This window comes from Pelagimonas sp. (assembly GCF_058892305.1).
Genome location: NZ_JBZXVN010000047.1, coordinates 42,748 through 56,642, shown reverse-complemented (window position 1 = coordinate 56,642; position 13,895 = coordinate 42,748). Strand labels below are relative to the sequence as shown.

Genomic DNA, 13,895 nt, shown 5'->3' with positions numbered 1-13,895 from the left:
GGACCGGGGCGGCGTCAGGTTTAGGCGTCGATCTGTTCAACCACCTCGGCAAAGGTTTTGAAGAACTTCCCAGCGAGCTTTTTGGCGGTACTTTGGATCAAACGCGACCCAAGTTGGGCCAGTTTGCCGCCGATTTCAGCCTTGGCCGCATAGGTCAAAATAGTCTGACTACCTTCTTCGCGAAGGGTCACATCGGCCCCACCCTTGGCATGACCGGCGGCGCCACCATTGCCCTGACCGGTTAGGGAAAACGCGCTTGGTGCTCCGGTGGTATCCAAGGTGACATCGCCACTGAACTTGGCCTTAACAGGGCCAACCTTAAGAACAACTTTGGCCTCAAGTTCAGTGTCGGAATGTTTGATAAGTTCTTCGCAGCCCGGAATACACTGGCGCAGGATTTCAGGGTCGTTCAGCGCAGCATAGACATCAGACATAGGAGCGTTGATGGTGATTTCGTCATTCAGTTCCAAGGGGACGTCCTTTTAACAGCAGGGAAATTTGACCGACGCCAAAAGGTCAGCCTGTTCTTTGGTGAGCGGTTTGTAGGCAAGGCGTTTGCGCAGTCGGTTCAGCAGGCGTTTCATGTCGGGGACCTTTCGGTTGGGCCGCGCTGATTGCGCCGGCGTTCTTGGGTAAGCTGAGCCATGATCGACAAGGCGATTTCATCCGGGGTCACGGCCCCAATCGATAGGCCAGCCGGGGCGTGGACACGGTCCAAGTCGGTCTGAGTCAGCCCTTCGGCCAATAGTTTTTCCGACAAGGCCGCGAATTTGCGACGACTGCCAACAAAGGCAATGAATTGACTATGCGAGGCGAGCGCCGATTTGAGGCTTGCCAGATCGTTTTTGCCTTGTGTCGCGACCACGGTCATGCGCCCAACACTGCTCGACATTTGTGGGAGAGGGGCTTCGGGCGCGACACTCAAAACGGCCCATTGGAACTGAGCTGATAGGCGCGCCAAGGCCTGCGCCACAGGCGAGTCACCGAAGATCACCAGTTCCGGGAGAGGCAGCACCAGCTCAACAAATATGTCCATTGATCCCTTGGACGGACAGCCATTTCGGGCAAAGCGGATGCCCTCAATGTCGTCACCGGCGCTGATGCCCTTTTCATCCAACAAGTCTTGCGGCAAGAGCGACACCATCTGTGGCTGCCCTTCGTCCAACGCCCGTTTGGTCGCCTTGGCGACGGCCCCACGGACACAGCCGCCACCGATCCAGCCTTGCAAGATCGTACCATCCATATCCAAGAGCGCCTTGGCCCCCGGTTTCGCCGCGGTCGCCCCCAGAGTTCGCAAGACCGTCGCAATGGCAAAGGGTTCCCCCTTGTCCCGCAGCTGTTTGGCCAGCTCGGCAATTTCGGGGTTGGTTAAATCAGCAGGCATCATAGGCGGATCAGCTCCTTTTCAAGGGCGGCCAGATCGTCGAGGCGATTGGCAGGGCGGAACAGGTCAAGATGGGGCAGGGCGGCGGCCATTCCGCGCGCAACCGGCTCATATCCGTCCCATCCCTTGAGAGGATTGAGCCAGATAATTTTGCAGCCGCGCTTTTTAAGCCGCGCCAGCGCATCGCCGATTGTATCGGGCGTGTCGGTATCATAGCCATCGGACAGGATCATCACGACGGTGCGACCGTCGACAAAGCGGCGGGCATAGGTTCGGCTAAACTGATCCAGCGACGCGCCAATTCTCGACCCGCCCCCAAAGCCATCCGCCAATACAGACAAACGGCCAAGAGCACGTAGAGCATCTTTGTCCCGCAAGGCTTCGGCTATGCGAACCAGACGGGTGTGAAACAGATAGGCGTCAGATGTCTGATCCGCCCGCATCAATCCGGCAATAAAGGCCAGAAACACCTTGGCATAGGTGGTCATCGACCCGGAGACATCGCAAAGAGTGACGATTTTCAGCGGCCGATCAGGGCGTTGTTTAAGCGGCAAAGACAGCGGTTCGCCACCCGTCGCAAGGCTCTGTCGCATGACCTTGCGAAAGTGGATTTGATCACCCTTGCGGGCTTGCTTACGACGGCGCGACCTTTGATGGCGCAAGGCGGTTCCAAGTCGCTCGGCGATCTTTTGCGCCTCGGCAATATCTTCGGGTTGCACCAAATCGCGCAGATCTTTTTTCATTTTGGCTTGATGCAAACTGGCCTGCAAACGCCCTTGGCCATCGGCGTCGGCCTCTCCTTCGCCGCCATCTGGAACGGTCGCCGTACCGCTGCCACCGGCTTCATCCTGACCGGAGGCATTGCGCGAACTATGGATATGGTCCGAGGCCGGGGACTGAGATGGGATTGTCTTTTGCGCGACGCGTCCACCGTTTAGCCAAAACGCATCAAACAGGTCGTCAAACCGCGCGGTGTCATCGGCGCTGCCACAGCAAATCGCGCGCAAGGCTTGGCGGGTTTGACTTGGGTCGCTGGCCTGCACATGGCAAAGCGCCGCCAGCCCCATTTCGGTTTCCCCAACCCCAAGACGCAGACCGTTATCGCGCAGATGCGCCATAAACCCGGCCATACGCGCCGCTGGTCCGGGATCACGCGCGGCGAATTTGGTGACCCGGCTCATGCGGCTTTCCCGGCAAGGCGCTGTGCCACTTCTGTCGTGATATTGGCGCGGTCGCTTTGGGTTTTCAGCAAAGTCGTCAGGCAGGCTTGCAAGGCAACCGGGTCTTGGGCCAGGTCCGCAATGCCAAGGCCCGAGAGCGCCGCAGCAAAATCCAACATCTCGGCAATACCCGGTGTTTTTTCGAGATCTTCTTTGCGCAGCGATTGCACAAAGCCAATGATTTGCCCGGCCAATTTTGTCTCTATGTCTGCGCAACGGGCCTTGAGAATGGCCAGTTCTGTGGTGCGGTCCGGATAATCCACATGGGCATACAAGCACCGTCGACGCAGCGCGTCAGACAGGTCGCGTGTGCCGTTGGCCGTCAGAACGACAATGGGGCGGCTTGTGGCGGTGATGGTGCCAAGCTCGGGCACCGTGATTTGAAACTCGGACAGGATTTCCAAAAGATAAGCCTCAAACTCCTCATCTGCCCTGTCGATTTCATCAATCAACAAAACAGGAGACTTGGCTTGCCGAATGGCCTTGAGCAAAGGCCGCTCTAGCAAAAACTCTTCGGAAAAAATCCTCGCCTCAACGCTTCGGCCGGTTTCGCCGTCCTCGGCCGCCGCCCGGATCGACAGCAATTGACGCTGATAATTCCACTCATAAATGGCCTGTGACGCATCCAATCCTTCGTAACATTGCAGGCGGATCAACTCGGTTTCCTGAACATGGGCCAGAACCCGTGCCAGATCGGTTTTTCCGACCCCAGCCGCGCCTTCGATCAACAAGGGACGCCCCAGAGCCAAAGCCAAATGAACGGCCATGGCCAAATCGTTATCGGCCACATAGCCCTGCGCCGCCAACGCCTTTTGCAACTCAAGATGTGCCACCACGACCCTCAGCTTCTTCTTTCTAAAAATATCCCGGGGGGCTCTGCAAAGCAGACGGGGGCAGCGCCCCCGCCTTTCGTCGGATCAGCCTAAAACCGATCCGACAAACATTCACTCATGCAGGCCCAGTTTGTTTGCGGTCTGCCAAATGCGCCAATGATCATGGGGCATATTGGTGTGACGCAATCCAAAGGCGCGGAAGGCATCCTGTACCGCATTCGAGAAACACGGCACGCCACCCACATGCGGGCTTTCGCCCACGCCTTTGGCACCAATCGGGTGATGCGGGCTTGGGGTGACGGTGTAATCGGTCTCGTAATTTGGTACTTCCCATGCGGTGGGCAAGAAGAAGTCCATCAACGTCCCGGTTTTCACATTGCCGATGTCGTCATAGGCAATTTCCTGACCCAAAGCGACGGCAAGGGCTTCGGTCAAACCACCATGGATTTGCCCTTCGATGATCATCGGGTTGATCCGCGTGCCACAGTCGTCCAGCGCATAAAAGCGGCGGATTTCGGGAACACCGGTGTCAACGTCAATGTCCATCACACAGACGTAGGCCCCAAAGGGATAGGTCATGTTGGGCGGATCATAATAGCTCACCGCCTCAAGCCCCGGTTCAATCCCCGGAATGGCCTGATTGTAGGCGGCGTAGGCGATTTCCTTCATCGTCTTGAACTTTTCAGGCGCGCCTTTGACAACAAACCGATCAATGTCGAACTCAACATCATCGTCATGCACCTCAAGCAGATAGGCGGCAATCATCTGCGCCTTGGCGCGAATTTTGCGCCCGGCCATCGCCGTTGCCGCCCCCGCAACCGGGGTTGAGCGCGACCCGTAGGTGCCAAGCCCATAAGGCGCGGTATCGGTGTCACCTTCCTCGATCGTGATGCTATCGGCGGAAATCCCGATCTCGCTCGCTAGGATTTGCGCAAAGGTCGTCGCATGGCCCTGACCTTGGGAAATCGTCCCCAAACGCGCAATCGCAGACCCGGTGGGGTGGATGCGGATTTCACAGCTGTCGAACATGCCCATGCCAAGGATGTCACAGTTCTTGACCGGCCCGGCGCCGACAATCTCGGTAAAGAAAGTCAGACCAATGCCCATCAGCTTGCGGGTTTCGCCGCGCTTGAACGCCTCGACCCGTTCGGCCTGTTCCTTGCGCAGACCGTCATAATCAACGGTCTTCAACGCCTTATCCCAGGCGGTGTGATAATCGCCCGAGTCATATTCCCAACCCAAAGCGGCGGTATATGGGAACTGCTCCTTTTTGATAAAGTTGATGCGGCGCAGCTCGGCTGCATCCATATCCAACTCAATCGCCAGAACCTCGATCATTCGTTCGATGAAATACACGGCTTCGGTCACGCGGAAGGAACAGCGATAGGAAACGCCGCCCGGTGCTTTGTTGGTGTAAACCCCATCCACGGCCAGATAAGCGACCGGAATGTCATATGACCCGGTGCAGATGTTCATGAAACCCGCCGGGAATTTGGTCGGGTCGGCGCAGGCATCAAAGCCACCGTGATCCGCCGTGACATGGCAATGCAAGCCGGTGATCTTACCTTCTTTGGTGGCGGAAATTTTGCCGGTCATGTGATAGTCACGGGCAAAGGCGGTGGACATCAGATTTTCCATCCGATCCTCAACCCATTTCACCGGAACCCCGGTCACAATCGACGCAACGATCGAGCAAACATAGCCGGGATAGACCCCAACCTTGTTGCCAAAACCGCCGCCGATGTCGGGCGACACAACGCGGATGTTATGCTCTTCGATACCAGACAAAAGCGACGCGACAGTACGCACCACATGCGGCGCTTGGAACGTGCCCCATAGGGTCAACTTGCCATTGACCTTGTCCATCGACGCCACACTGCCACAGGTTTCAAGCGGGCAGGGGTGAGTGCGATGATAATACATGGTCTCTTCGGCCACGACTTCTGCATTGTCGAGCACCTGATTGGTCCCGGCTTCGTCGCCTTGTTCCCATGTGAAAATGTGGTTGTGATGTTTGCGCGGACCGTGCGCGCCTTCGGTTTGACCATCAAGATCAGGGCGCAAAACCACATCGGATTTCAACGATTCAAACGGATCGGTGATCACCGGCAGCTCTTCGTATTCCACCTCAACAAGTTCAACCGCATCGGCGGCGATATAGCGGTCCGAAGCGACGACAAAGGCAACTTCTTGGCCTTGGAAAAGCACCTTGCCATCGGCGAGAACCATTTGTTTGTCACCGGCAAGGGTGGGCATCCAATGCAGGTTGAGCGGCGCGAGATCCTCGGCGGTCAGAACCGCCACAACACCGGGCAGGGCAAGAGCGGCCTCTTTGTTGACAGACACAACTTTGGCGTGGGCATAGGGCGAGCGCACGAAATCGCCGTGCAGCATACCGGGCAGCTTGATGTCATCGACATAGTTGCCTTTACCTTGGGTGAAACGCGCATCTTCAACGCGTTTGCGGGAACATCCCATGCCTTTGAGGTTGGCAGAGCGTTCTTCGCGATCTGGGGTCATATCGTTCATTCCGCTGCCTCCACTTTGGTTTGGCCTACCGCTTCGCTACTTGAGGCCTGCGCGTTAATCTCGCTTGCCGCAGCAAGGATGGATTTGACGATGTTCTGATACCCGGTACAGCGGCAGATATTGCCCGCCATGCCGAACCGAACGTCTTCTTCGCTCGGGTTTGGGTTTTCTTCCAATAGCTTGGTGGCACGGGTGATCATGCCGGGTGTGCAGAACCCGCACTGAAGACCGTGGTGTTCCTTAAAGCTTTCTTGCAACACATGCAGCGCGTCCGGTGCGCCGATGCCTTCGATGGTTGTGATTTCGGCACCATTGGCTTGGGCCACAAACATGGTGCAGGATTTCACCGATTTGCCGTTCAACGTCACGGTGCAGGCCCCACAATGGGAGGTGTCGCAGCCCACATGCGGGCCGGTGATGTCGAGCTTTTCGCGCAGGGCGTAGATCAGCAATTCGCGCGGTTCGGCGAGGAATTCTTGTGGCGCGCCATTGACGGTTAGTTTGATGTGCATTTTGTCAGACATGGTGTTCCCCCCTTATGCCCGTGACGTTGTTCGAGACCAGGCGCGCGTGATGGCGCGGGTTAGAATGACCCCGGCAACATGGCGCTTGAACGCGATCGGGCCGCGGTTGTCTTCGGATGGATCAATGTCGCCCAGCATGGCGGCGACGGCGGCTTTGACCGCATCGGCATCACAGCTGGTGCCGATTAATGCCTTGGCGGCGGCGTCCGACCACACAGGAACATCGCTTAGGTTTGTCATCGCAATCGAAGCCGAGGCAACAGTGCCACCCGAATTGGCAATCTGAACCGCCGCGGCGGCGGTCGCATAATCACCAATCTTGCGTTTTTGCTTTTCATAGGCGTGGCCACCACTCGGCGTGTCAAAGCTGACCGAAACCAAAACCTCATCGTCTTCGCGGGCGGTCATATAGGCTGCCTCGTAATAGTCACGCGCGGCGACAGAACGGGCGCCATCCGGGCCGATCAAATTGATGGTCGCATCAAGGCACTGCATCAGGCCGGGCATGTCGTTGCCGGGGTCGCCATTTGCGACATTGCCACCAACGGTCCCCATATAGCGCACTTGCGGATCGGCGATTTGCAGGGCTGTTTCCCGAAGGATAGGTGCGGCGGCGGTAAGGCCGTCATGGGCAATCAAATCATGCTGGGTGACCATCGCGCCAAGGGTGATGCGATTGCCCTCAATTGAGATGTCCGAAAGCCCATCAATCGCCTGAAGGTCGATCAAATGCGGCACGTCGGCCATGCGTAGTTTCATCATTGGAATGAGGCTGTGCCCGCCTGCCATCACCCGCGCGTCGTCACCGTGTTCTTGTAGAATGGCGATAACGTCGTCCATGGTTTCGGGCCGATAATAATCGAACGCCGCTGGTATCATTGCTTGTCCTCCCCGACATGCAGTTCATCTGGCTACGAGGAGGACGGTGCGTTTGAGAGGTCGCCAGACGCACTTGAATTTCAGTGAAAAGAGCGGATTTCTGCACGAAATGCGACCATAGCCGCACGAGTTGCGCGCAGGCTAAACACCCAATGCGGTCCGCACCGCCTTGAGCTGAGACCGGCTCACCGGGACCTTGGTCAGATGTTCGGTTTCGAAATGACACACGCCGTTGTCCTTGAACCGTTCAAATCCGGAGACATGCGCCGGGTTGATCAGAAAGCTGCGATGGGTGCGTAGGAACGGCCCTTGCGCCAATCGTTTGGCGGCTTCGGAAATCGGCCAGACGCAAAACAGTTTCTCATCGGCGGTGTAGAGGTACGTGTAGTGTCCTTCGGCCCGAATGGCGGCAACGGTGTTGGTATCAATGAACAAAGTCCGACCTTCTTGTTCATACGGGATTTGCAGGACGGGGTGGCGCGCGTCAGGTGCCTGTTCTGGCTCAGGCGAAGGCACAGGTGCGGGTGGTTCAACCGGCGCATCGGACGGGGCAAGAAACGTAACACCGGTAAGCAAAAACGCCCCGCACAACACAAAGCTCGACAGAACCACGCCAATCGCCATGACCTCGTTGCTGATCAAAGGGCCGACATCACTTAGCACGTCAATGGCGACAAAATCGGTACCACCCATGGCGACGAAATGCACCGCAAAGACCGCAAACCCGAAAAATAGCGTGCCAAAGATGATATTGCGTTGGGAGCGTTTTCCATAGGCGATGGCAAAGGCGGCAATATTCAACGCACAAGACGATACAACCGCAAGGGCAATGCCCGCCGGTGTGTAGAGCGGTTGGCACAGCTCCATCGCGGACATGCCGAGATAGTGCATGGCCAAAACGCCCAAGCCCACAATCATCCCAGCCAGAACAAGGGTGCCACGGGTGCGGTCCCAAAAGTGCAGGATCAAAAGCGCACAGCCCACCACCAGAATCGCGACAAGTGCAGAGGTCAGCGTAACCGCCGCGTCATAGTAAAACTGGATCGGCAATTGCAGGCCGAGCATGGCCACAAAGTGCATAGACCAAATCCCACCCCCAAGCGCGATTGAGGCCAACACAATAAGGATTTTGCGTTGCGCGACTGGGCGATCAGAGAGACCTTTGGTCAGTGACAATCCGGTAAACCCGGCCATCAGCGCGACCAGAAGCGAGGCGAAAACCAGTATCGGGCTATGAGAGACATCGAGGACCTGCATAGGCGACCTCTACCTTAACTCATGACTTTGCCGCAAGTTTTCTACTGCTGGTTTATTTGGGCACAAAGGATTCTCACATGTCATGCGGGAAACGCCGGTGACGGTTTAGCTGCGTACTCGGCTCATATCCGGGTCATATTGGGCCTTAGGAACAACTTGCGCCGCCACGATTTGCCCCAACATATCAATATGAAGGTCGGTTCCGATCTCGGCCAGATCAGGATCAACAAAGGCATAGGCCAGGTTGGTCTGTGTCCTGTGCCCAAAGGCACCTGAGGTCACCGTGCCAACAATCGTGTCGCCGCGCATGACCGAGGCCCCGCCATGGGCCGGCGTGTCGTCGCTATCAACACGTAGAGTGACAAGGCGTTTGCGCGGGCCGTCTGATTGCCGCGCGACAAGGGCCTCTTTGCCAATGAAATCTGGCTTGTCCATGATCACAAACCGGCTCAGATCGGTTTCGAACGGGTCAAATTCGGTTAGGATATCGGCCTTCCAATGTAGATACCCCTTTTCCATCCGCATCGAGTCAACCGCAAGCCCGCCAAAGAGCTTCAGCCCATGGGCTTTGCCCGCCGCGCGCAGGGAAAGATGTGCGGAATAGAGCGACGCATTGGGGATGTGGATTTCATAGGCCAATTCACCCGAAAAACTCACCGCCATTACCGTCGCGGGCGCAATTCCGATAAAACATTCCCGCACAGACAGCCAAGGGAAACCTTTGGCAGACCAATCCTCACGGCTGACCTGTTGCATGACATCGCGGGCCTTTGGACCGGCTAGAACCAAAATAGTTTGATCATTGGTGAGCGAACGGATTTGCACATCTTCCTCGGGGTTGAGATGCGCTTGCAACCAATCCATATCATGGAGCTCGGCCGCCGCAGCAGACCCATACCAAATCCGATCCGGTCCCCGATCAGAGGCGGGAATATTGGCCAAAGTCGCCTCGGTTTTGACCATGCCGTGGTGATTGAGCAGATAGGTCAGACCAACGCGCCCGGGCTTGCGCGGCAAACGACCACAAATCATTCGATCAAGAAAGGCAGGGGCATCAGCTCCGGTTAGCTCAAACCGATTGAACCCGTTGACCTCGCATAGGCCCACGGCGTTTTGCACCGCATCGACTTCGGCCCCAACATAGGCATGGCTTTCGTCAAAGCGAAAGCTGTGGGTGACGTGGAAATCATCCGAAGGTTTGAAAAACTCGGCCCGTTCCCAGCCATTGACCACCGTGAATTCGGCCCCTTCGGCGGCCAAAACCGGGGTAAGCGGCGTGGTTTTCGCCATGCGACCGGCGGGGCGGTGTTCATTTGGGAAATGAAAGCGGAACTCGTTTTGGTAGTCTTCAATCGCTTTCAACGCCGTCAGTTCCACATTGGTGTGACCCGCAAATCGGCGTGGATCAATGCACCAAGTGTCATAGCAAGCCTCGCCATGGACAATCTGCTGCGCCAGCATCCAGCCATGCCCGCCGCCTTCACCCAAGCCAGCGCGCAGCCCGATGATGCAAAAAGCATTGCGTTTGCCGGGGATGGGGCCAACAAGCGGGGCACCATCAATCGTATAGGTGATTGGCCCGTTGACGATGGTGGTGATGCCAACCTCGGTTAGGGCGGGCATACGTTCAAATGCGCCCTCCAACACGTCGGTGATCCGATCAAGATCGTCGGGGCACAGGGCGTTGACGAAATGCGGGTCGATCCCGTCCATGCCCCATGTTTTGCAATCCTGTTCGTAGAACCCAACCAACAAGCCATTCTTTTCCTGACGGCTGTAATAGTCGCTAATTGGACAGCGCAAAAGCGGCATCCGATGGCCCGCATCCCGAATGGCCGGGATGTCTTCGGTGACGAAATACTGATGCTCCATCGACATGACTGGGTGATGCACGCCCATCATCGCGCCGACCTCGTTGACCCGGTACCCACAGGCGTTCACGACAATCTCACAGCTGATGTCGCCCTGATCGGTATGCACGGTCCAACTGTCGTCTTTGTGCTGTGTGAGGCCAGTCACGGGGGTGTTGCGATAGACCTCGGCCCCGGCTTTGCGCGCGCGGCGAGCCAAGGCCTGACACAGGCTCGCCGGGTCAATGTCGCCGTCATTGCCATCCCACAACCCGCCAAGCAGGTTGTCGGTTGAAATCAGCGGATGGCGACGGGCACATTCGGCGGCGTCGATGACTTCGAACTCAACCCCCATGCCCCGCGCCATCGACGCAAAGTGCCGATAGCCTTCCATCTGTGCCTCGGTGTTGGCAAGCCGGATGCCGCCGTCACCATGATTATAGCTCACCGGATAATCCGGGTCGTCACGAAGCTCTTTGTAAAGATTGATGGAATGGGTTTTCAGGCCAACCATTGTCTGGTTCATGCCGAAATTGGTCACCTGAGCCGCAGAATGCCATGTGGTGCCTGAGGTCAGCTCATTGCGTTCCAAGAGAACGACGTCGCTCCAGCCTTCTTGGGTCAGGTGGTACAGGGTCGAACACCCGGCAATGCCACCGCCGATAACAACAACCTTGGTCTGCGATTTCATGATCACCCCTTTCGCGTTTGAAAACACCAGAGCGAAACAAGAGTGGCCCCGTCAACAACAACCCACTTTTCCTAAAAATTTGGAAAGGCAGGACGGAAAATTCGGAAATGGTACGGTAGGATTGCGGGAACCGCGCAAGCAGGTTCTCCTAAACTTATGTAACATGCGAGGGTTCATGACCGCACCGCCCCCCAAGACCCGGCGCGCCGGGAGACAAGCACGGCTGCAAGCCCGCGCTGCACCGCCAAAGGTTAATCCAGCCGCGCCGGGACAGATCGGCGGGGCCTATGCGCCATTAAATCCCACAGAAATGCAGGCGATCTTTGACACAGCGTTGCGGTTGTTGGCAGAGCTGGGCATGGGCGAAGTTCCAGAGCGTTTGGCGCAAGACTTGCTAAAAGCAGGGGCGCAGGATCGGGGAAATGGTCGGATCGGATTGCCCGAGACAATGGTGCAAGAGGCCATCAGCACATCGGCCAAGGAATTCACCCTATATGGGCGTGATCCGGCGCGTGACATCCGTGTTGGCGGCGACCGTGTATATTTCGGTACCGGCGGAGCCGCCGTGACCACCCTCGATTTGGACACGGGGCGTTATCGTCCCTCAACCTTGCAGGATCTACATAATTTCACCCGGCTTCAGGATACCTTGGACAATGTCGCGTGGTTTACGCGCTGTTGCATTGCAACAGATGTGCCGGACATGTTCGATCTTGACGTCAACACCGCCTACGCTTTGCTGCGCAACACCACAAAACCCGTCGCCACCGCCTTTACCGTAGCCGGGCATGTCGATCCGATTGTCCGGATGTTTGATATCGCCGCGGGCGGGGAAGGGGGGTTTGCCAAGCGACCGTTTTGCAAGGCCCACATCAGCCCGGTGATCTCACCCCTGCGGTTTGGCGAGGACGCGGTTGAGGTGGTCTATAAATGCATCGAACACAATATCCCGATGTCTTGCATCACAGCGGCGCAGGCCGGTGCAACGGCGCCCGCCACACTGGCCGGGTTCTTGGCTCAATCCTTGGCCGAGACGCTGGCCAGTCTGGTGATGGTCAATGTGATCGCGCCGGGCTTTCCGATGGTGTTTTCCAATTGGCCGTTGGTGATTGACCTGCGCAGCGGGGCCTTTGCCGGGGGCGGCGGTGAAACCACCGTTCTGAATGCGGCCTCGGCGCAATTGTCGAACTGGCTCGGCCTGCCGTCTGGGGTGGCCTGTTCTATGACCGATGCCAAGGCGATAGATGCGCAATACGGCGTTGAAAAAGGCATGACCAGCCTTGCCGCCGCCCTCGCCGGGGGCAATCTGATCTATGAAAGCTCGGGCATGACGGCCTCGCTTTTGGGAGCCAGTTTTGAGGCCTTTATTCTTGATGATGACATGCACGCCATGACCTACCGCGCCTTGCGCGGGGTCGAGGTAAGCGAAGATACGCTGGGGTATGAAACCATCTGCGCCTCGGTTCTGGGCGAAGGGCATTTTCTCGGAGCTGATGCGACCTATCAGGCGATGGAACGGGATTATCACTATCCTAAACTTGCCGATCGTGACCAACCGAAAACATGGGAGGACGGCGGGGCGCAGGATGCGTGGACCCGCGCCAAAACCCGCGCCCGCACCATCCTAGAAAACCATCACCCCAATTATTTAACCCCACAACAGGACAAAGACATCCGGGCGGCGTTCAATATTCTTGATTAAACATCAGTCGGTTATCAACCGATAGCTTTCCCGGAGCCAAGGGTAGGCTGTATGTGTTGGACCGATGCTATGCGTCGAAAGCTGGCTGCGCAGGGCTATGAGAATGGTTAGGGCAAGATCGCTCATATCCGGGTCGCCGACAAACATCGAAATCCGACGAGCAAAGCCTTTGCGCGGGAAAGGCAAAAGCTTGATCTGGCTCTGGAACCGTTGACTGCGGGCATAGGTGCTTGGCGTGGTGATCGCCCAGCCGCCGTTTTGCGCCACAAGCGCCATGATTGACGACGTGCTATCCAACTCATGGGTATTGTCGAGCTTGATCCGCAACCGCGACAGTTGCGCTTCGATCATGCTTCCCATGATCTGGCTCGACATATAACGCAGAAAGGGCAGGCCGCTTTGCCCTTGCACAAACTCTTCGGCGCTATGCGTGCTACGTGCAGGCACGGCCAAGACAAAAGGATCCCGCAAAAGTGGCGTTTCGATTAGATTGGCCATAGGTGTTTGCGGCTGGGTCGCGATGCCGATGTCGACATCCCGATTGCGCAACAGATCAAGAATTTCGTGACTCATCCGCGTGTAATGGGTGAACCGGCAATTGGGTAGGGCGCTTGCTAGTAAGCGGGTGATTTCCGGGCCAATATCACTTTCGAAATCTTCGATCATCGCAAACCGCAGGCTATGCAAATGATGCGGGGATGTTCCGGACACGTCACTTCGCGCCTGATCAAGCAATGACAGAACCTCATCGACATAGCGCAAGTAAACTGCACCCTGCGCCGTCAACTGCATGGGACGGCAGGAATGATCAAACAAAGCGGTTCCTAGATGCTTTTCCAAACATTGAAGGTGGTGTGACACCGTACTGTCCGATTGCCGCGTTTGCGTCGCCGCCATTTGAACCGAACCGGATTGCGCCAGCGTGCGAAAGGTTGTGAACCATTTGAGCGAAGGGATTGTGTCGGCCATAGGGGTATTTAGACGCTGAAACCCGATCAAAAAACAGTCAAATCGACACCACCCCCC

11 protein-coding genes are annotated in these 13,895 nt (G+C 56.9%); 1 reads left to right on the top strand and 10 read right to left on the bottom strand.

The features are described from left to right. Window positions 1-20: 20 nt before the first annotated feature. The 9 genes from AC5EFR_RS18890 to AC5EFR_RS18850 form a co-directional block, all read right to left on the bottom strand. The gene (locus AC5EFR_RS18890; protein WP_493577290.1) at window positions 21-470 is read right to left on the bottom strand and encodes an SRPBCC family protein; all 450 of its coding nucleotides are present in this window, start codon (window positions 468-470) and stop codon (window positions 21-23) included. Window positions 471-580: 110 nt separating this feature from the next. Next, the gene (locus AC5EFR_RS18885; protein WP_493577289.1) at window positions 581-1,387 is read right to left on the bottom strand and encodes an XdhC family protein; all 807 of its coding nucleotides are present in this window, start codon (window positions 1,385-1,387) and stop codon (window positions 581-583) included. Continuing rightward, window positions 1,384-2,565: a vWA domain-containing protein gene (locus AC5EFR_RS18880; RefSeq protein WP_493577288.1), complete on the bottom strand. Its 1,182-nt coding sequence runs from the start codon at window positions 2,563-2,565 to the stop codon at window positions 1,384-1,386. Before AC5EFR_RS18880 ends, AC5EFR_RS18885 begins: the two co-directional genes overlap by 4 nt. Further along, complete coding sequence (locus tag AC5EFR_RS18875) at window positions 2,562-3,437, bottom strand: AAA family ATPase (protein WP_493577287.1); 876 nt, start codon at window positions 3,435-3,437, stop codon at window positions 2,562-2,564. The genes AC5EFR_RS18880 and AC5EFR_RS18875 overlap by 4 nt, the downstream gene beginning before the upstream one ends. A 111-nt stretch (window positions 3,438-3,548) precedes the next feature. Then, entirely contained in the window at window positions 3,549-5,966 is a 2,418-nt protein-coding gene (locus tag AC5EFR_RS18870; protein WP_299935022.1) for an aerobic carbon-monoxide dehydrogenase large subunit, read from the bottom strand. Then, complete coding sequence (locus AC5EFR_RS18865) at window positions 5,963-6,490, bottom strand: (2Fe-2S)-binding protein (protein ID WP_493577286.1); 528 nt, start codon at window positions 6,488-6,490, stop codon at window positions 5,963-5,965. The genes AC5EFR_RS18870 and AC5EFR_RS18865 overlap by 4 nt, the downstream gene beginning before the upstream one ends. A gap of 12 nt (window positions 6,491-6,502) precedes the next feature. Further along, window positions 6,503-7,369 carry an FAD binding domain-containing protein gene (locus AC5EFR_RS18860; RefSeq protein ID WP_493577285.1) on the bottom strand — a complete coding sequence of 289 codons (867 nt, stop codon included), beginning with the start codon at window positions 7,367-7,369 and terminating at the stop codon, window positions 6,503-6,505. A gap of 141 nt (window positions 7,370-7,510) precedes the next feature. After that, a complete protein-coding gene (locus tag AC5EFR_RS18855; RefSeq protein WP_493577284.1) occupies window positions 7,511-8,626 on the bottom strand; it encodes an MHYT domain-containing protein in 1,116 nt (371 codons plus the stop codon). Between the two features lie 105 nt (window positions 8,627-8,731). Then, window positions 8,732-11,167: an FAD-dependent oxidoreductase gene (locus AC5EFR_RS18850; RefSeq protein WP_493577283.1), complete on the bottom strand. Its 2,436-nt coding sequence runs from the start codon at window positions 11,165-11,167 to the stop codon at window positions 8,732-8,734. Between the two features lie 175 nt (window positions 11,168-11,342). Here AC5EFR_RS18850 and AC5EFR_RS18845 point away from each other — a divergent pair, with 175 nt between their 5' ends. After that, complete coding sequence (locus tag AC5EFR_RS18845; protein WP_493577282.1) at window positions 11,343-12,869, top strand: trimethylamine methyltransferase family protein; 1,527 nt, start codon at window positions 11,343-11,345, stop codon at window positions 12,867-12,869. A gap of 3 nt (window positions 12,870-12,872) precedes the next feature. Here the strand turns inward: AC5EFR_RS18845 and AC5EFR_RS18840 are convergent, their stop codons facing one another. Next, window positions 12,873-13,838 (bottom strand): LysR family transcriptional regulator, encoded by a 966-nt coding sequence (locus AC5EFR_RS18840; protein ID WP_493577281.1) that lies wholly within the window; start codon window positions 13,836-13,838, stop codon window positions 12,873-12,875. Between the last annotated feature and the right edge of the window lie 57 nt (window positions 13,839-13,895).

Coding starts and splice junctions, on each gene's coding strand:
- AC5EFR_RS18885 (WP_493577289.1), bottom strand. CDS start 1,387: ATGATGCCTGCTGATTTAACCAACCCCGAAATTGCCGAGCTGGCCAAA.
- AC5EFR_RS18880 (WP_493577288.1), bottom strand. CDS start 2,565: ATGAGCCGGGTCACCAAATTCGCCGCGCGTGATCCCGGACCAGCGGCG.
- AC5EFR_RS18870 (WP_299935022.1), bottom strand. CDS start 5,966: ATGAACGATATGACCCCAGATCGCGAAGAACGCTCTGCCAACCTCAAA.
- AC5EFR_RS18865 (WP_493577286.1), bottom strand. CDS start 6,490: ATGTCTGACAAAATGCACATCAAACTAACCGTCAATGGCGCGCCACAA.
- AC5EFR_RS18860 (WP_493577285.1), bottom strand. CDS start 7,369: ATGATACCAGCGGCGTTCGATTATTATCGGCCCGAAACCATGGACGAC.
- AC5EFR_RS18855 (WP_493577284.1), bottom strand. CDS start 8,626: ATGCAGGTCCTCGATGTCTCTCATAGCCCGATACTGGTTTTCGCCTCG.
- AC5EFR_RS18850 (WP_493577283.1), bottom strand. CDS start 11,167: ATGAAATCGCAGACCAAGGTTGTTGTTATCGGCGGTGGCATTGCCGGG.
- AC5EFR_RS18845 (WP_493577282.1), top strand. CDS start 11,343: ATGACCGCACCGCCCCCCAAGACCCGGCGCGCCGGGAGACAAGCACGG.
- AC5EFR_RS18840 (WP_493577281.1), bottom strand. CDS start 13,838: ATGGCCGACACAATCCCTTCGCTCAAATGGTTCACAACCTTTCGCACG.